Annotated in this window: 15 protein-coding genes; 10 read left to right on the top strand and 5 right to left on the bottom strand. The window is 50.2% G+C overall.

The genetic code is table 11. The features are described 5' to 3' along the window. Nucleotides 1–56 precede the first annotated feature (56 nt). The 3 genes from Enr17x_RS25575 to Enr17x_RS25565 are packed head-to-tail and all read right to left on the bottom strand — an operon-like array spanning nt 57 to nt 3,753. Entirely contained in the window at nt 57–1,634 is a 1,578-nt protein-coding gene (locus Enr17x_RS25575) for a hypothetical protein (protein ID WP_145312674.1), read from the bottom strand. A 58-nt stretch (nt 1,635–1,692) separates the two neighbouring features. Further along, nucleotides 1,693–2,325: a MarC family protein gene (locus Enr17x_RS25570; RefSeq protein ID WP_145314182.1), complete on the bottom strand. Its 633-nt coding sequence runs from the start codon at nt 2,323–2,325 to the stop codon at nt 1,693–1,695. Between the two features lie 24 nt (nt 2,326–2,349). After that, entirely contained in the window at nt 2,350–3,753 is a 1,404-nt protein-coding gene (locus Enr17x_RS25565) for a sulfatase (protein ID WP_145312672.1), read from the bottom strand. A gap of 115 nt (nt 3,754–3,868) precedes the next feature. Between Enr17x_RS25565 and Enr17x_RS25560 the strand changes: the two genes are divergently transcribed. Both Enr17x_RS25560 and Enr17x_RS25555 read left to right on the top strand, forming a co-directional pair. Next, on the top strand, nt 3,869–5,332 hold the full coding sequence (locus tag Enr17x_RS25560; protein ID WP_145312670.1) for a neutral/alkaline non-lysosomal ceramidase N-terminal domain-containing protein: 1,464 nt from the start codon (nt 3,869–3,871) through the stop codon (nt 5,330–5,332). Nucleotides 5,333–5,362: 30 nt separating this feature from the next. Next, entirely contained in the window at nt 5,363–6,346 is a 984-nt protein-coding gene (locus Enr17x_RS25555; RefSeq protein ID WP_145312668.1) for a Gfo/Idh/MocA family protein, read from the top strand. Between the two features lie 24 nt (nt 6,347–6,370). On the opposite strand, the gene Enr17x_RS25550 is transcribed toward Enr17x_RS25555, so the two are convergent. Further along, nucleotides 6,371–7,612, bottom strand: coding sequence for a lactate racemase domain-containing protein (locus Enr17x_RS25550; protein ID WP_198000799.1), 1,242 nt, complete (start codon nt 7,610–7,612; stop codon nt 6,371–6,373). Nucleotides 7,613–7,733: 121 nt separating this feature from the next. On the opposite strand from Enr17x_RS25550, the gene Enr17x_RS25545 reads away from it, so the two are divergent. The 5 genes from Enr17x_RS25545 (at nt 7,734) to Enr17x_RS25525 (ending at nt 13,022) form a co-directional block, all read left to right on the top strand. Continuing rightward, nucleotides 7,734–8,471: an RNA polymerase sigma factor gene (locus tag Enr17x_RS25545; RefSeq protein WP_232100858.1), complete on the top strand. Its 738-nt coding sequence runs from the start codon at nt 7,734–7,736 to the stop codon at nt 8,469–8,471. A gap of 133 nt (nt 8,472–8,604) precedes the next feature. Further along, nucleotides 8,605–9,159 carry a PspA/IM30 family protein gene (locus Enr17x_RS25540; protein WP_145312664.1) on the top strand — a complete coding sequence of 185 codons (555 nt, stop codon included), beginning with the start codon at nt 8,605–8,607 and terminating at the stop codon, nt 9,157–9,159. A 460-nt stretch (nt 9,160–9,619) separates the two neighbouring features. After that, the gene (locus Enr17x_RS25535) at nt 9,620–11,119 is read left to right on the top strand and encodes a helix-turn-helix domain-containing protein (RefSeq protein ID WP_145312662.1); all 1,500 of its coding nucleotides are present in this window, start codon (nt 9,620–9,622) and stop codon (nt 11,117–11,119) included. A 226-nt stretch (nt 11,120–11,345) separates the two neighbouring features. Next, nucleotides 11,346–12,407, top strand: coding sequence for a BPSS1187 family protein (locus Enr17x_RS25530; RefSeq protein WP_145312660.1), 1,062 nt, complete (start codon nt 11,346–11,348; stop codon nt 12,405–12,407). 6 nt (nt 12,408–12,413) lie between these two features. After that, a complete protein-coding gene (locus Enr17x_RS25525) occupies nt 12,414–13,022 on the top strand; it encodes an HAD family hydrolase (RefSeq protein ID WP_145312658.1) in 609 nt (202 codons plus the stop codon). Between the two features lie 47 nt (nt 13,023–13,069). Here the strand turns inward: Enr17x_RS25525 and Enr17x_RS25520 are convergent, their stop codons facing one another. Next, nucleotides 13,070–13,882, bottom strand: coding sequence for a class I SAM-dependent methyltransferase (locus Enr17x_RS25520; RefSeq protein WP_198000798.1), 813 nt, complete (start codon nt 13,880–13,882; stop codon nt 13,070–13,072). Nucleotides 13,883–14,326: 444 nt separating this feature from the next. Here Enr17x_RS25520 and Enr17x_RS25515 point away from each other — a divergent pair, with 444 nt between their 5' ends. The 3 genes from Enr17x_RS25515 to Enr17x_RS25505 all read left to right on the top strand — a co-directional run bounded on the left by Enr17x_RS25515 (nt 14,327) and on the right by Enr17x_RS25505 (nt 17,383). Then, the gene (locus tag Enr17x_RS25515) at nt 14,327–14,854 is read left to right on the top strand and encodes a sigma-70 family RNA polymerase sigma factor (protein ID WP_145312654.1); all 528 of its coding nucleotides are present in this window, start codon (nt 14,327–14,329) and stop codon (nt 14,852–14,854) included. After that, nucleotides 14,854–16,221 carry a FecR domain-containing protein gene (locus tag Enr17x_RS25510; RefSeq protein WP_145312651.1) on the top strand — a complete coding sequence of 456 codons (1,368 nt, stop codon included), beginning with the start codon at nt 14,854–14,856 and terminating at the stop codon, nt 16,219–16,221. Before Enr17x_RS25515 ends, Enr17x_RS25510 begins: the two co-directional genes overlap by 1 nt. Nucleotides 16,222–16,345: 124 nt before the next feature. Next, nucleotides 16,346–17,383: a DUF1559 domain-containing protein gene (locus tag Enr17x_RS25505; protein ID WP_145312649.1), complete on the top strand. Its 1,038-nt coding sequence runs from the start codon at nt 16,346–16,348 to the stop codon at nt 17,381–17,383. The last annotated feature ends 21 nt before the right edge of the window (nt 17,384–17,404 follow it).

Here is a 17,404-nt window from a genome sequence, read left to right as displayed (position 1 = left end):
TCTAAGATACTCGGTCCAAATGGTCTTGGTGACGCTACAGTAAAACTGGACACAGTCTAGTCGGTATTCGGGTTCTCAAAGCGTAAGTGACTTCCCGGTAACGGCTCATCATGCGTCTGAATGGTGAGCCAGCCGGCTGAAGTAATTAACGTGGCGGTCAGTATGATCGAAAACAGTTTAGTCATGGGGCTCAGTGACCAACGTCGATCAGAACAACTGAGCCCTTGATCGGGCAGCCGTTGATCGCTTTCTTTCAGCCGCACTACCAACAGGGTGCAGAGTGCCCCGGTGATCCAGAACGAAATCTGTACCAGAAACACAGATCTTTCTGCCAGGCGAGGCAATGCTTTACTGAAATCGCCCGCGAGTGACATCCAGAGAACTAACAGGAACAGCCATTGTGCACGGCCCAGGTTCGAATCGGGAACCAATGCCAGTTTCTGACGTCTGGCTTCCCAGATTGCTGCCATGATTGCCAGTGAAAACAGCAGTCCCACGACCAGAAACCAGAAGCCGCCGGGCAGGTTCCAGAATTCTTCGGGAATCCATTTTTCTTTCTGCCATTGAATGACATTTTTGTGGAGATTCTTCCACGGCAGAATCACCAGCAGAAAAATCAGTCCAATAAAATTCATGCCGCGTGTATTGGTATCTTCTTCAGGAGCCGCGAGTATTCGTGAATCGGTTTCGTTAGAATCCATGCCGCTTAATTGCTGTTCCTGACCTGATGGCTGGGTAATCAGGCTTTGCACGCCCCACCCGATGCCGGCCCCCATGACTAGACCGAAAAACTGTTCCATCCATTTCCAGTAATCCAGACCTTGCAGCATCGGCCAGCTTCCCAGAATGGACCACTGACCGCGACCGAGCATATTGATAAAGTCGCCCAGCAGAAATCCGATCCCGCCAAACAGAAAGCCATAAGCGGACAAACGCAGTGCGGCATTGTTCTGTTCTCGTTTCAAATAGAAAACGAGTGCAACATACAGGCCGACGCATCCTGCCCAGTTATCACCGCGCGGGGGCGTCATTCTTAAACCCAGAACAGGCGTCAGAATGAAAAAACCGGCTAACCAGCCGAGTGAAAGTAACAGCAGAAACCGGCAGGGACGGTGAAAATCAGGCCGGGCACGATACAGCATCAGAAACAACAGTACGGCAGAAACTGCGGCAACCCAGTCTACATCGTAGGAGTTCCACAGTTCATGCAAATATTCTGATAGTCCACTCAAATCCATCGCCAGCCAGAAGATCCAAAGAAAGCCGAGTGGAAAAGAAAACTGTTCCAGCTCCGCGCGTTTCAGTGTGAGTGATAACGCAAGAATACCGGCCCCGATACCGCCCCAGAGGGCGCCAATTAAAAACAGGCTGGCATATCCATAGGTGACATCAATCAACTCGGAACCAGCAGTATATCCAATGACACGGCCGTAGCTCATCTGGCCGCCGAACGCCCAGCCGATCGCACCAAGAAATGCCATGATGGTGGCCCGATTCCACCAGTCGGGACGACGGGATGTAAGACAGACGGCTAACGCGACCAGGGCACCGGGAACCATCGCACCAGCCTCGTGGCCATAATTACCACGGAACCCCCAGCCAACAGACATGGCCAAGGCGGGCAGCAGGATCATACTCAACTGATGCGAATTTCGAATGAGCGCCCCCTTGTTTCAGATCCCGCTTTCAGATTCAACCAGGTATTTGAATATCGAAGTACGTTTTAATTCCACTCAAAACACTATCGACGGCTACGGAAGCCAGAATTAAGCCTCCGATCCGACTGACCACACTGGCACCGGAATCGCCGATGACTTTTTGAATCGGCCCTGCCAATAACAGGAATCCCAGGGTAATCAACAAGACGATTAACATGGTCAGTGTAGAAATCAGTTGCTGGCTGAGTTCAAAACGATGGTTGTCTGTAATTAAGACGACCGCCATCATCGCCCCCGGTGAGGCGATCGACGGAATCGCCAAAGGGAAGATGGCCTTGCTTTGATGCGCATTCACTTTGTGTGATTCTTCAATTTCTGCTTCCGGCTTGCTTTCACCAAAAATCATCGTCAGCGCAAACAGAAACAACACCATCCCGCCGGCGATCTGAAAGGCGGCCAGCGGGATCTCTAATGCGTCCAGTAATAACTGGCCTCCGAGAATAAATACAATCAAAACAATTGCCGCCGTCAGAATGGCGCGGAACGCAATCTGACGCTGCACTGCCGCACTCGTTCCGGAAGTGACGGCGATAAATACCGGGATGGATCCAATCGGATCGATGACGGCCCAGAGGTATATAAAATCCTTAAGAATATCTTCCCACATCATGCTCTGTCTCGACTTCCATTTCTATTTTTCGTTGGATTCATTCCTCGAACGATATTGAGGGTTAGGTTCCGAAGGGATTGCTGCGTGAACCTGCTTCTGCCAGTCATGCAGCGCCGTCGCTAATTGTTTTGCTTTCTCAGGATGGCTGTCTGCCAGATTCATCGTTTCGCTGATATCGAGTCGCGTATTATAGAGTTCCCGATGTCCGTCTTCAAAGAACTCCAGCAACTTCCAGTCGCCTTGTCGGATCACCGAAACTGGTGTGGTCCGAAAACGTTGTTGCATGCCTTTGTATTTTTGCAGATAAGCGGGAAAGTGCCAGAACAACGAACGGGGTTTCAATTGACTTTGTGGATCTTTCAGTAGGGGAACCAGGCTAGTGCCGTCCAATACATAGTCCTTCGGATGGGGTGTTCCCGTCATTTCCAACAGAGTGGGATAAAGATCCACGTTGATGACTGGTTCCTCACTGGCGCTATTCGCTTTGGTTACCCTTGGCCACTTCACGACCAGGGGAACGCGAATGCCTCCTTCATACAACATGCCTTTGGAACCGCGTAACGGTTGCATGTTGGTTGCTGGTCCGTAGCCACCGTTATCAGAGGTGAAAATGATGATAGTGTTCTGCTCCAGCTGTTGCGCTTTCAACGTTTCCAAAACGCGACCGATACTTTCATCCATGCTTTTGATCATCGCGGCATACGTTGCATGCTGATGCAGTTTTCCTGGCGGCTTGGATTGGAAATATTCGACGTCCGCCTGTTTGGCCTGCAGCGGCGTATGCACGGCGTAATGTGTCAGATACAGAAAGAAGGGAGTCTTTGCTTTGGCTTTGATGAATTCACAGGCTTCATCGGTCAGGCGATCGGTGAGATACTCGCCTTGCTTTCCGTCAGCGAGTTGCGGGTTTTTATAAGGACTGAAGTAACCGCCGCGAGGGCTGCCCGTCCGGTTGCCGGCGATATTGACTTGAAAGCCTTGCGAGAGCGGCGTCTGTCCCAGATGCCATTTCCCGACACTGGCACAACGATAGCCGGCCTGGGAAAGTGTGTCAGCAATCGTGATGATTTTATCGTCCAGTACCGTTTTGTTTTTGGCAGGGACCAGCTTTCGATAACGGTCATTGCCGCGTGCAGGATCTCCGACTGTATAGACGCCATGCCGGGGTGTGTACTGGCCTGACATCAGGCAGGCACGACTGGGCGCACAATTGGGTGCTGCTGAGTACGCGGATGAAAACCGCATCGATTCTTGTGCCAGACGATCAATGTGCGGCGTCTCAAAGAAATCACTGCCCATATAGCCGACATCTCTCCAGCCCAGATCATCGATAAAGAACAGCACGACATTCGGTCTGTCGGTCGAGGCGACAGCCGGAGTCAGATTCCAACAGAACAGTAAGGCGAGAACCAGGAAACGGCGCATCTTGTTCCCTTCCACAGAGAAAATGAGTGGTTTTTCTTCAGACGATTGTTTACGATGAAACGTAGCGTTTATTCTAGACTCCTACCTGCCCCCTGTCATTCCAGTGAGTTAATTGATGTTCAGAATCGTGCATATTCTCTCTATCGTACTTTTTTCCGTTTCCGTTTCGAGTACTATCTTTGCGGCGGAGACCGGTGAATTCAAAGTCGGTCTGGCTTCCGTGGAAATCACGCCGCCCGTCGGCTATCCGCTGAGCGGCTATTATCACGAACGAAAAAATACGGGCGCACTTGACCCGCTACACGCCAAGGCGATGGTTTTTTCACAAGATGAGACCCGACTGGCTGTCATCGCCTGCGACATACTGGGCATCTCGGCAGATCTGGCAGGACTGGTTCGCGACCGGATTGAAGCTCAAACCGGAATTCCCGGCGAACAGGTTCTCATCTGCGGCACGCACACGCATACTGGCCCCGATTATGCCAGAGATCTCTGCCGCTTTATTCTTTCGCAGCAGGGTAAAACACCAGAGACGAAACCGACCTCTTATCCGGCAGCGCTGGTGGAAGCGATTGCCCAGTCGGCCGTAGATGCGAGTCTAAATCTGCAGCCACTCCAGTTGTCAACCGGTTCCGGTGAAGAAACAAACGTGGCCTTTAATCGCCGGTTCGTCATGAAAGACGGAACCATCAGCACCTGGGCCAACTTTCGAAACAAGAACGTCGTGCGTTCTGCAGGGCCCATTGATCCGGAGCTGGACATTCTGATGTTTCGTTCTCCAGAAGGAAAACCGGTGGGTGCTTTGAGTGTCTATGCCCTGCACTTGGATACGACGGGCGGAGACAAATGCAGTGCCGACTTTCCCGCCTATCTGGAACGTATGTTGAAATCGGAACTGAATCCCAAATTCCTTTCCGCCTTCGGTGCGGGAACCTGCGGCGATATCAACCATGTCAATCCGCGCGTGAAGGAACGTAATCGTCCCGATTTTATCGGCAGCCAGTTAGGCAAAACGTTTCTGACGGCGATGAAAGACTTGCAGCCAGTCAAACCGGATCTGGCCTTTGGACGGTCTGTGCTGCAGATTCCGATGCAGTCATATTCCAGTGAAGATTTAGCAGAAGCGCGGACCACAATTAAACGCATTGAAAATAACGAGAAGATTCCGACGCTGGAAAAAGTCAAAGCGTTTAAAATCATTTATCTGGATCTGCTGCAACAGGGTTCAATAGAATCGTTGTTTACCGATCCTCAACGAAAACCTTCCGTGAGTCTTGCCGGAGCGGGGAAAACGATTCCGATTGAAATCCAGGTCTTCCAGATTGGTGAAGACACGGCCATCGTCGGATTGCCGGGCGAGGTCTTTGTTGACCTGGGATTGACGATCAAACGTCTTTCTCCGTATCGCCAGACGATGGTCATCGAACTCTCCAACAGTAATGATCCGGTTTATATACCGACCCGACTCTCTTATCAAGGAGGCGGCTACGAGCCGATGAATTCGGTCATTCAGCCGGGAGGGGGCGAAGAAATGGTGGCAGAAACCATCCGCTTACTCCGTGAAGTGAAATCCAAATAGTCGGGGACACTCCCTCAAAGGAATCGTATCGTGAAGAAAATCAAAGTCGGGCAGATTGGCGTCGGTCATCCGCATGCGGGCGGAAAAATGCAGGCCTTTCGCAAGTCGGATGAATACGAAGTTGTGGGGGTGGTCGAACCTGATCCGAATTTACGTAAGTACGCAGAATCGACGGGCATTTATCAGGGGCTCCCTTTTCTGACGCAGGAACAACTGCTGAATATCGACGGCCTGCAGGCCGTCGCGGTAGAAACACTGGTGCCCGATCTATTGACCACAGCCGAAACCTGCATCGCCGCAGGCAAGCACATTCACCTGGATAAACCAGCGGGACTCTCGTTGCCGCACTTCAAACGGATTCTGGATCAGGCCGCACAAAAACATCTGCTACTGCAGATGGGATACATGTATCGCTACAACCCGGGAATGGTGCTGCTGCGCGACCTGCTGAAAAAAGGCTGGCTCGGCGAGCCGTTTGAGGTGCATACCGTGATCAGTAAAAAAATGGACGCCGCCAGCCGCACGAAACTGGAACCTCAGCCGGGAGGCATGATGTTTGAACTGGGTTGCCATGTGATTGATCTGGTGGTCCAGATTCTCGGCAGGCCGGAACAAGTTACCGCATTCTCACAGCATGCATCCGAGATTGACGACACGTTACAGGATAACATGCTGGCGATCTTCAGCTATCCCAAAGCACTGGCGACAGTTAAATCCAGTTGCAATGAAGTCAACGGCTTTGATCGCAGACACATTGTCGTGTGTGGCTCAGAAGGCACTTTTCATCTGCAACCATTCGGCAGGCCGGCTGCCAGTTTAACCCTGTCCAACGCGAAAGGAAAATTCCGCAAAGGACAGCAGGACATCAAATTTGACGGCTACACGCGCTACACTGACGACGTGGCCGATATGGCGCGGATCATCCGCCGCGAAAAGGATATCGACTTTTCGTACGATCACGACTATCACGTACAGGAAACGGTCCTCAAAGCAGCAGGCTTACCCGTAACCTAAAACAGGGCGTTCGCTGACTTCACACTAATCCTGTTTGAGTTGCCCGTAGGCATGTTGTGCCGAGGCGATGAAGGAAACCGTTTCGTCTGTCTGCAGCAGGCGTTGGACTTCGGCTTCATCTTCGAGCGGAATAATAAACAGGTCTTCGACATCGTCGCTGCTGGCTTTGCTCAGCAGGCAGATCAGAGCCCAGTCCCCGGTGAGCGCCATCTGGGTGGCTGCCACGAGATCGCCGGGCTGTTTATCGCGCAGTGGCTTGATCGCATCCAGGGGTTCATGGCAGCTGGAAAGAATCTGCATGCCTTCGCCGAATTCGGCTTCGATTTGCGTCAGCAGGACAACGCGACCATCCTGCGTGACGAGGTTACGAGCTGTTTCCAGAACTCGGCCTAACTGATTCCATTGGTGCCCTGCCGGGCCATTTTCAACGGCAAGTACGACCATTTCCGATTTGTATTCCGGTTCCAATTTCCAAGACTGATCCAGAAGCTCTTTTGCTTTTCGGAAGGAGGCTTCCAGACTGCCAAAACAGATTTCGGAAATCTGTAACCCACCCGCGGGGATGACCTGCAGGCTATATTGCAAGCCCAGCATCCAGCCCACTTCATCAATGAGCTGACGCAGAGGACGGCTCTCTTTGGGAGTGAGTTCCCGGTGTGATTGCCCTCGGCTTTTGACGATGGCTTCCTGTGAAGAAAAGCCGGGATAGATGGAACTGCCTCCCCCGGCATAGCCAATCAGCGGATCGAAGCTCACCAGTTCAATCGGCAGGATGAAGTCGGCTTCGAGTAAATGTTTCGAGAGATAAATCCGCTCGCCTCCGGCTGAGGTCCCCAGGTAGCCGAGGGACTCCTGACTCTTTGGATCGTGAATGACCCACTGTGCCTGCTCCTGGAGTTCTTTAGTGATGGCGACTTTTAATTTCTGATGCAGTTCCGGATCGCCGGATTGTGTCTGCAGAATGGTGACGTCGCCGGCTTCAATGCCACAGTCAGAGAGAAACTCCCAGACGGCATTGATGATTTCGCTGACAGCGGGAACCTGGAAATCAACGGCGATGGTGAGTTTATCTCCCGGGACGACAGCTAAATCCAACGGGGGAAGTTCCAGAGGGTTTTTCAGCACCTGCTCTGTTGACTGTAATACGTCTGCTAACGCCTCTGGTGCCTGATGATACCAGATCAGCCGCTCCGGATCGATTTCACAACGAAATTCTCCGGTAAAGCCGTAGTTCAATTCGATTTTGACAGTTTCCGTAGTCGACACAACAATATCCTGCGGTACTCAATAGCTGCTCACAATAGTCCATGACGGGTAGAAGTTTTGCTGATTTTGCTACTGATTTGAGTGAAAAGTAATTCAACACCGAAATGTTAGCGGTTTAGACGTGAATTCTACAGGATATCTGATCACAATATTAGAATATCATTCTAGAAAGCAGCGATGTGCCGGTTTCTATTTACAGGCAGAAGCGACGATTCCGGTCAGCTTGTCTGCCAGTATTGAAGGCCAGCGCGTTCTCTCCGGAAAGGGCACCATGAACGAAGACGATCAATTGATGATTCGCATTCAAAGTGGTGAGCTGCGCGCCTTTGATGAGATGGTAGAAAAATATCAGGGTCCTTTGATCGGCTTTTTTTTCCGGAATACGCGTGATTCCCAGCTGTCCGAAGACCTTTCACAGGAAACTCTGCTGCGGGTTTACAATCAATCCTGGGACTATCTGCCTCAAGGGCGATTTCGTGGCTGGATGTACCGTGTGGCGCGAAATCTGTTGATCGACAATATCCGCCGTCGATCACACGATGCACTGATCAAGGCCTATACCGGTAAAAAAGCGGATGAAGACGATTCGTTGAATCGGTTGGCCAGTGAAGTCGTATCGCCGGAAGAGAAAGCCAATATCAAAGAACTGGCATTGATTGTGGACGAGCTGCTGGGAACAATTCCGGAAGATCAGCGTTTAACCTTTACCCTGCACCATTATTCCGAATTGACACTGAACGAAGTCGCGGAGGTCATGGAGACCAATCTGGCGACTGCGAAAAGTCGTTTAAGGCTGGCCCGAGAGAAATTACGAGAAAAATTGAAGTTACTGGGAGTGACGGGCTCACAGCAGAATTAGTCAAGATACTTTAATTATTGAGATCTCAAGAAATAAATGAACCCGACATTCGCGAATTGCGTTGACTCAACCCAGGGCCTTCGAATTCGCGTTCTTTTCATGAACCATTTACTACAGTACGGAGAAGAGGGGAATGAGCTATTTCAGTCGGCTCACTGACATTGTTACCTGTAATCTGACTCATTTACTTGATAATGCCGCTGATCCCGTCAAAGAGATCGAGCAGATTATTGCCGAGATGAATGAAGGCCTCGCAGGCGCCAATCGAAGTGTCAAAACAGCTAAGGCGAATGAACAGGCAATCCAGAAAGAACTGCAAGAGCATCAGGAGCAGGTCTTTCATTGGAAAGAGGCCGCGAAGAATTCGCTCGCCATGGGGGATGAAACCGAAGCACGCAATTCGCTGGTTCGCAAACAGGAAATCGAAGACTTGATGGCGGGACTTGAACAGCAACATCAGGCTGCGGTTGCGACTTGCGAACATTTGACGACCACCTTGCATGCCTTGCAGGCACGATTGGCAGAAGCAAAGCGCAAGCAGCTGGAATTAACGGAAAAAGCAGGACTGACAGAAACTTCCGCACAAGCCACCCCGGAAACTTCTGACGAAGCCCCTTCACTGACTTCTTCCCGCTCTGAAGAGATCGAATCCGAATTAGCCGCATTGAAGCGTGAACTGGGCCAATAAATGTCCGGTTCATCACGGTCTGAAGTCGTACCAAGTGGCAAGCTTGCCCCTCGTTGAGCAAGTGCATGAGGCGGATTCGCTATAACCTGTTTAATCGATCTGTCTTAGGTAATTGGAACCTGTCAAAAGTGGACATATGGTTCGGCTAGGAATTGTTGTGGAAGAACGATCGATTCGTCAAGAAGGTACTTGCAACAGACCGGTTCTAATTTAGAATAAAAATAGATAAATAAAGGGGTTCGGAAAACTTCTTGATCATAAATTCTGGTTCTTGCCAGGATTCATTAAGAAGTGGTTGATGTCGCTGACATTATTAAAAGAACCCGTAAGTTCTTCGCAAAGGCGTTCGTCTACTCAATTTCAGGGTTGATACCACTGAAATTTCGCAGTCCAGCGTCCGATGACGATAAACACATCCTCAATTCTTAATTTACATCATTGATGTCGGAGTCGTGCCACAATGGCCAAAAAATATCTGAACCTCGAAGAAGCAGCAGCAGAGCTGGGAATGGAAAAAGACGAATTAAACCGCTTGAGAGAAGCAGGTGATATTCGCGGGTTTGCAGATCGGGGTGCATGGAAATTTCGCATGGAAGACATCGAGGAATTAGGTCGTTCTCGTCAGGCTGATTCCGATCCTGCCATTCCTCTGTTTTCTGAAGACGATGATGACGACGACTTGTTCGGTTCTGCGATCCTCGAAGGGGATGAACTGGATGAAGGAAATGGAAGTGTCATTGATGAAGATGAAGTCGGCGAGCAGGCCACTGTGATTCGGGGTAGTGTCCATGATGACGATGATGAACCCGTGGAACTGAGTAGTTCCGACAGTGACGTGCGTCTGGTCGTTGATGATGGTGATGACCTGACTCTGGACAGCGAACCAGAGTTGGTAGCCGTCGGAGAAGATTCCGACAGCGATGTGCGTCTAACAGACGATTCCAGCATTGACATGGGCAGTGACAGCGATGTGAAACTGGTCGATGCTGATTCAGAACCTGAATTTGATATGCTTGATCTGGATTCCGGCAGTGACAGTGATGTGAAACTGGTAGCCGATGATTCCAATATCGCAGGCAGCGAAAGTGATGTGGCTTTAATCGCTGATGAAGACTTTGATCTCGGTAGTGACAGCGATGTCGCTCTGGTTTCTGATGAAGCAAACGACTCTTCCATTCTGGCAGAAGACAGCGGCATCTCTCTGGCATCGGACAGTGGAATCTCACTCGCCGGCCCGTTGGACAGTGGTATTTCACTGGAAGGAGCTGACGAAAGTGGCATCTCTCTGGTGGATGATGACGAAAGCGGGATTTCTCTGGAGGACGACACGGGCAGTGATATTTCCATCACCGCCGACAGTGGAATTTCTCTGGAGCCGTTTGATGTAGAAGACGTCGATAAGACCGCTCCCATGATGTCTACAGATAAAGATGCGACTCTGGAAATTCCGTCTTTAGACGATGATGAAGACAGCAGTTTTGACCTGTCCGATTCGAGCGCCGATACGAGCGTATTAATGCTGGGCGACGACGATGATATGGAAGGCTCATCGGGTTCAGTCATTCTGGATTCCGACGACGAAGACAGCGAGTCTGCCATGTTCGAGGATGACGATGATTTCGCCAGCGACGATGCCATCTCGGATGTCTTTGATGAAGACGACGATGACTTCGACGATATTTACGATGCAGACGACGATGACTTCGATGACTCGTTCCAGAGTGGCGAAAGCCATGCCGAATTTGTTGCACCAGCGGCCTTTGGTGGTCGTGGTGCGGCAGCGATGACAGCACCGGAACCAGAGTGGGGCGCTGGCACCTTTGCTGCACTGGGGATTTCCACTTTGCTGATGGTGATTTGCTCGATCATGATGTACGACCTGATCCGTACCATGTGGCATTATGACGATCCCTCCAGCGTCAGCTCCATGTTTCTGGATACCTTCGGCGGTTTGTTCTAGAGCCTCAAGATCAACATCAAGAAATTTCAAACGCGATACACTCCTATAAAAGTGTGTCGCGTTTTTTTGCGCGTTGTCCCATTTCATATGCGGGACTGTGTTCTTTTTTCAAGTTCTCACCAGATGAAGGGATGGGAGTAAGGATTCATGTGGCCTGCGTCTATATAATAGAATTCTTGAAACGTGTTATCTTCCTGTTCTCTGCTTTTAATTCTGGTGAAAGATCATGCATTTGAAATCGCTCTGTTTCCTCGTGTTATTGACTCTGGTTTTTGTCAGCCCGCTTCAGGCTGAAGGAAAACGGCCGCTCCGTTATTCGGATCCCAAGCCACAGGAATACAAGTTGACGGCCCGTGCCAGTGAAATTGATCCGAGAACAAAAGAGCATCCAGAGATTGACTTTGTTTTTGAAGCGAAAGGGAAAGTCCAGGATCTGGAACACGCGGTCGTGGATACCCGCGTCAAGCCGCGAGGCAAACTGGTGATCTGGTTGATGGGATATAACAGCCGGCTCTTCGATCGGCTCTCCAGTTACGGCCTGCATGCCATTCAAGTGCATTACGCCAACCGCTGGTTCTCTAAAATATGTCGGGAACAGCCTGTGGGAGAAACGTGCCGGGGTAACGTGCGTCTGGAAGCAGCAACCGGAGAAAATTTCAGTAATCAGGTGGAGATTTCCAAACCGGATGGCATGAAAGAACGCGCGTTGCAGTTTGTGAAATGGCTGGCGAAAAACAATCCACAAGGCAAATGGGATTATTATCTGACGCCGGATGGGAAAGACCTTCGCTGGGAAGATGTGATTATGGCGGGCAGTTCTCACGGCTCGACGACCGCAGCCCGCTTTGCCAAACATCAAAAGGTCGGCCGTGTGGTTATGTTTTGTGGTCCACGGGATCAACTACAGAACTGGCAGTCGCTCCCTTCCGCGACACCTGAAAATCGCTACTTCGGTTTTTCGCATGTTTTAGATGGCGGCTGGACCGCAGATCATTACTGCCGTTCGTGGGAACTGATTGGGCTGCATGAATTTGGTCCGATCGTCAATGTCGATAAAGCAAAGCCCCCTTATGGAAATACACGGCGGTTGATCACGGACTTTGATGTGAAACAGAATACCCGCCGCGCCCATTCCTCCGTCGTTCCCGGCGGTAATGCCGGCAAAGATGCCAAGGGCAACTACATTCACGAAGATGTCTGGAAGTATCTCTTCACGCACCCGATCGAAAAAACAGGCAAACCCGTCCCCCTGGATCCGGGGTGTAATAAGAATCAACGGGATAGTTAACAGGCTATGATTCAATCGGTCATTTTTGATTTGTATGGAACACTCATTCATTTGGAGCGGGATACCAAACCATTTCTTCATTTGGCCCAAAGAAACAGGGGGATCAATACTCGCAAGGCCATTAGGCTGGCTATGACCACTGACTGTTTTACGCTGGATCAATTCACAGAGATGATAAGCCTGGACCAGCAGGAAGATTTGACCACGCTGTTAAAACAACTGCAGGAAGATTTGGAATCAGCTGTTTTGTTTTCAGATACGATCTCGACACTGGAGGCTTTGAAGATACGCAATATTCAGACGGCTGTCATTTCTAATCTTGCCACGCCTTATAAATACCCCTTCTTCAAACATCATCTGGGACAGTTTTTTGACGTGATTGTTTTTTCCTGCGACTGTGGTTTGATTAAACCAGATCCCGAGATCTATCAGATCACACTAAACATGCTAAAAGCTTTGCCACAACAAACGTTGATGGTCGGGGACAGTCTGAAATCAGATGTAGAAGGTCCGGCCCGATTAGGAATTCAGGGCTATCAACTGGTTCGCTCCAGAAAAACGAATTTGGCTCCAACAGAAATTTCTTCTTTGGATGCAATTTTGGAAAAGGTATGAAGAAGTTTCCTCTTTGTTTCATTTCGTTTTAAATGGAAGTAAAGCTCTCAAGCGAAGGGTAATCGTCCCCAGACTTGTACGACGCGGGGGACTCCTGTCAGGGTTCGTTCGTCGTCGGCGTAGTCGTTAAGCTCTCTGACAATCTGAGTGATTTCTTCAGTCGTCGCAAGCTCATCTGCCAGGACAGCGTCAGCGATGTTTTCCATCGTCAGGCCATTGAGCCGCTTCACGTCGCCGGTCAGTCCGGTTGGTTGAACGACCGAGACCTGGATTGCTTCCAGGCCGCATTCTTTCATCAGCAGTGGCAGGCGTTGTCCCATATTCGGGTCGCCTCCTCTGTTTCGCACCACTGCGCAGAAGAGGTTATAAAATCTTTGGAAGGCCGGCGATTCCGGCCAGGCAAACGAACCACTGATGTCGATATCTTCCAGAGCGAGAATGCCGCCGGGACGCAGTTGGCGTAAGAACGATTTAACCGCACCGACCGGGTCACTGAGGTGGGTTAGCAGAAATCGCGAATAGACAACGTCAAATTCAGGAGCCCCCAGTGCTTCACAAAGGTCTGACAAACGAAACTCGATATTGTTGATGGATGCTTCCCGGGATTCCTCGCGGGCGATCTCGAGTTTCGTGGCATCGATATCCGTTCCCACCGCTTTGCCCGCTGGTGCGACGCGGCTGGCAAGCTCTCGGGTGACATCACCGCCGCCACAACCGACGTCCAGGCATGTCTGTCCGTCCGTCAGTTCCAGACGATTGAGCAGCGTTCCCGTACTTTCATGCATTACGCGAGCCAAAATTCGCAATCGCTCCCGGCCTTCGATCCCGCCTCGAATCACATACTGTTTCGAATTGCCCATCAATGTCTCCTGAGAATTTATAATCCGTCTGTTTCCGTTTATTTGACCAGGTATTCGAAATACGAACATATTGGGAATAACGTATTAAACAGTCGAATATCACAGCTTGTTAAGAACATCGCTGTTCCATAATAGAGATTCCGGAAAATCCCTTTAATAAAACCGATTTCTGCTGCAGTTGCACCGGAATTGCTCTCTCTGCCTTGTTTCTCAGTACGAACCTGCACGAACAGTGGTGTTTCTCTCTAATCCATTACGACGATTACCGTCGAGCATGAAAAGAAAATTCGCGTTAAAACGCTTTTGATAAATCAAAAACGAGAAAAATATGGAAAAAGTAGATTTTCCCTGTAGCGTCACCCCCCCTCACTGGAATGAAGTAAGAAGGGCTCACCGATTCATCAAAGATTAACCAGATGCAGATTAGAAATTGAAAATGATCCGATGAACGAAGTCGTTGTTAACAACGTGTTTTTTCAGCAACTGTTGCAGCACCAGGGGCCACTTCATGCGTATGTCCTTTCTCTGATTGGAAATACGACGGATGCACGTGATTTGCTGCAGGATATCAACCAATGTCTGCTGGAAAAGCGAGATAGTTTTACTCCCGGTACCAATTTCCTTGCCTGGTCACGTAAGGTCGCATTTTACAAAATTCAATCGTACTGGCGTGATAAAAAGCGAAGCCGGCTGTTGTTCGATGATGAGTTGCTCGACAGCATGTCTGAAACAATTGAGAGCATGCCCGATCTTTTCAATGATCAGATCGAAGCCTTGCGTTCCTGTATTACGTTACTGCCTGATGACAAACAGACCATGATGAAGCAGCGATATGGCCAATTCATGCCCCTCAAAAATATAGCCAGCTATTGGGGAAAGTCAGAAAAAGCGATTGGTGTGATGTTGTTGAGGATCAGGCTGCGACTTCAGGATTGCATCCAAAAAACAATCGCAGCAAGGTCTCGCATCTGATGATCAGAGAACTTTCAGCTCAATGGGAAGACCCGCTCCCGAAACTGGTGGCGCTCTATTTTGACAACCAGTTGGATGAAGCAAAGCTCAGTCTGCTTCAGGATCGTTTGAAATCAGATCCGGAAGCCAGAATTTTCTTTGCCCAGTTTTCGGTGTTACAAGCGCAGTTAGAATGGGTTTATACAGACAGTCCTGACTCACAGGAACCGACACATCTGGCAGCATCGATCCAGGTTTCCAACCGAAACTGGAGTCAGATTCTTTATGCCCTCACTTGTGTCTGTCTCGTATTGGGGGGGCTGTTGTTTGTACATCTGACATCACCCGTTGCGCACGTCATTCCTTTGCAGGACAGTCATTGGAAATCCGGTCCCATCACTCAGGAAGAGCCTTTATTGTCTGGTTCGTATCGGCATCTGCTCCGGGGCGAAATCGAAATCCGCTTTGGGTCAGGCTCCATCGTTCATGTGAAAGCGCCCGCTCTGTTTACTACCAGCGGATCGAACGAGATTTCTCTTGAAGAGGGAATGTTAGTTGCCGACATCCCCGAAGCGGGACACGGTTTTACGGTGGAGACCCATGCCGGCCGAATCATTGATCTGGGCACCTCGTTTTCAGTCAATGTTGGTGCAGAGCAAAATACCGACGTGAAAGTCTATCGTGGGAAGGTGCAGGTCGGCAGCGGCACGACCGATGGATCAACGCATGAAATTCGGGCAAATGAAGCAGTAAGGATTGATTCGGTCACCAGAAAAATACAAACACAAAACTATTCCAGCAGCGATTTTATTCCCCTGATCTCACGAGATTATCCAGTTCTCAGCTTTTCGGAATCGGTCGTCTTTCAGGAACACCTGCCAGCTGCGATTGCCCGGGGCACGTTTCAGGTACTGGAACGAGATGAAACCGTATTTCTGTTTCCGGAAAAACGCGATGTGCAACTGGATTCTGATCTCAAGGTCTCGATCTCTCAACCCGGCAGCTATTGGTCTTACGACCAGATCGAAAAAGAATCGGACCTCATTTCGCGTGGCATGAAAGTGGATTGCTACCGTGTGTACTATGATCCCGCCAGTAACCAGGACGACATGATGCCGGTCGCCGGCGAAATCGTTTTCAAGCAACCCGTACTAGGCATTATCACGACGAATCAAATGTTGGAAGCATCGGATGAGTATCTGAATCCAATGTTTCATCAATTTCCAGGCCAGAAGATTAAGCATCAGGAAATCGAAACCAGGCTCTCCAAGGACGGAACCAGACAGGATGTCATTGTACTTTCACCAGATCGAAAAAAACTGTCTTTTCAGTTGTTCACGGGGACGACTTATGTTGACGAATTTCGAGTGCTGGTAGCGTCCCCTTGAATATTTTTATCAGAAAGCGTTCTCCAAATCATTGAACTTTCGGAATGGTACACCTTGTTCTCAAGCTGATACCTGAATCGAACTCAAGCAACGTCATTATTCATAAGAATAGAAGGAGAGAATCATGCAACAGTCACCACCAGGAAACCGGATTCGTGGTTTCACGCTCATTGAGTTACTCGTTGTGATTGCCATTATCGCGATCTTAATTGCCTTGCTGCTGCCCGCCGTCCAGCAGGCGCGCGAAGCGGCCCGTCGCTCACAATGTAAGAATAATTTGAAACAGTTTGGTCTGGCAATGCATAATTATTCAGAGACCTATCGCATGTTGCCTTGCCTGAAAGGAGGCGCGGGGGGCGATGTCACGGGAGCCGGCCTGGTAGATACCGGGACCGGCAATCGCAGCTGGATGAGTGGGATTGTTTTCCTGTTGCCTTTCCTTGACCAGGCAAATCTCTGGAACGAAATTTCTTCTCTGCCCAGTCAGGGCGGCCGCCCCAATAGTGCGGCTACGTTTCCACAACCGCATCTGGACATCATGCTCTGCCCTTCTTCCCCCGTTCCTCCACGTGCAGAAGGGGGACTGGCGCCACGCAGCTACTGCCTGAGTGTGGGAGACACCATTAACGATAACATTTCCTCGAAGAATCCACGTGGACCTTTTGGTTGGTTGTCCGATACTCGCATGCGCGACTTTGTGGACGGAACCAGTAATACGATTCTGATGGCAGAACGGGAACTGGGAGGAACCGGTTCCTATCTGGGGCGTGTCGCAGCTAATATCTCCAACCTGGATACAAACCCGTCTGCCTGTCTGGCAACGGTAACAGGGAATTCCTACAACGTCACGATGGACAGCCACCGTATGGGGCAACGCTGGGCCATTGGCTACCCGTTCTACTCTGGTATCACAACTGTTCTGGCCCCCAACAGTCCATCCTGTTCTTCCAGTGGCCATCAGGGATGGGGCATCTACTCTGCCAGCAGTCTGCATACAGGCGGTTGTCACGTATTGATGGGGGATGGTGCGGTCCGGTTCGTTAGCGAAAATATCGATACCGGCAATACGAGCGCCGCTCAGGCTACGACTGGCAAGAGCCCTTATGGTGTCTGGGGGGCATTGGGCAGCATGATGGGGGGTGAAACCATCGGCGAATTTTAGTGAATGATTTTTAGCTCTGAG

The sequence above is a fragment of the Gimesia fumaroli genome (genome assembly GCF_007754425.1).
Taxonomy (GTDB): domain Bacteria; phylum Planctomycetota; class Planctomycetia; order Planctomycetales; family Planctomycetaceae; genus Gimesia; species Gimesia fumaroli.
The sequence above is the reverse complement of the archived record's forward strand: the minus strand, read 5'-3'. Positions and strand labels throughout refer to the sequence as shown.

What these genes read in the sequence shown, in the direction of transcription:
- Enr17x_RS25540 (WP_145312664.1), top strand. Translation starts at nt 8,605, where the DNA reads ATGAGCTATTTCAGTCGGCTCACTGACATTGTTACCTGTAATCTGACT.
- Enr17x_RS25520 (WP_198000798.1), bottom strand. Translation starts at nt 13,882, where the DNA reads ATGGGCAATTCGAAACAGTATGTGATTCGAGGCGGGATCGAAGGCCGG.
- Enr17x_RS25530 (WP_145312660.1), top strand. Translation starts at nt 11,346, where the DNA reads ATGCATTTGAAATCGCTCTGTTTCCTCGTGTTATTGACTCTGGTTTTT.
- Enr17x_RS25515 (WP_145312654.1), top strand. Translation starts at nt 14,327, where the DNA reads ATGAACGAAGTCGTTGTTAACAACGTGTTTTTTCAGCAACTGTTGCAG.
- Enr17x_RS25525 (WP_145312658.1), top strand. Translation starts at nt 12,414, where the DNA reads ATGATTCAATCGGTCATTTTTGATTTGTATGGAACACTCATTCATTTG.
- Enr17x_RS25565 (WP_145312672.1), bottom strand. Translation starts at nt 3,753, where the DNA reads ATGCGCCGTTTCCTGGTTCTCGCCTTACTGTTCTGTTGGAATCTGACT.
- Enr17x_RS25505 (WP_145312649.1), top strand. Translation starts at nt 16,346, where the DNA reads ATGCAACAGTCACCACCAGGAAACCGGATTCGTGGTTTCACGCTCATT.
- Enr17x_RS25575 (WP_145312674.1), bottom strand. Translation starts at nt 1,634, where the DNA reads ATGATCCTGCTGCCCGCCTTGGCCATGTCTGTTGGCTGGGGGTTCCGT.
- Enr17x_RS25510 (WP_145312651.1), top strand. Translation starts at nt 14,854, where the DNA reads ATGATCAGAGAACTTTCAGCTCAATGGGAAGACCCGCTCCCGAAACTG.
- Enr17x_RS25560 (WP_145312670.1), top strand. Translation starts at nt 3,869, where the DNA reads ATGTTCAGAATCGTGCATATTCTCTCTATCGTACTTTTTTCCGTTTCC.
- Enr17x_RS25570 (WP_145314182.1), bottom strand. Translation starts at nt 2,325, where the DNA reads ATGTGGGAAGATATTCTTAAGGATTTTATATACCTCTGGGCCGTCATC.
- Enr17x_RS25535 (WP_145312662.1), top strand. Translation starts at nt 9,620, where the DNA reads ATGGCCAAAAAATATCTGAACCTCGAAGAAGCAGCAGCAGAGCTGGGA.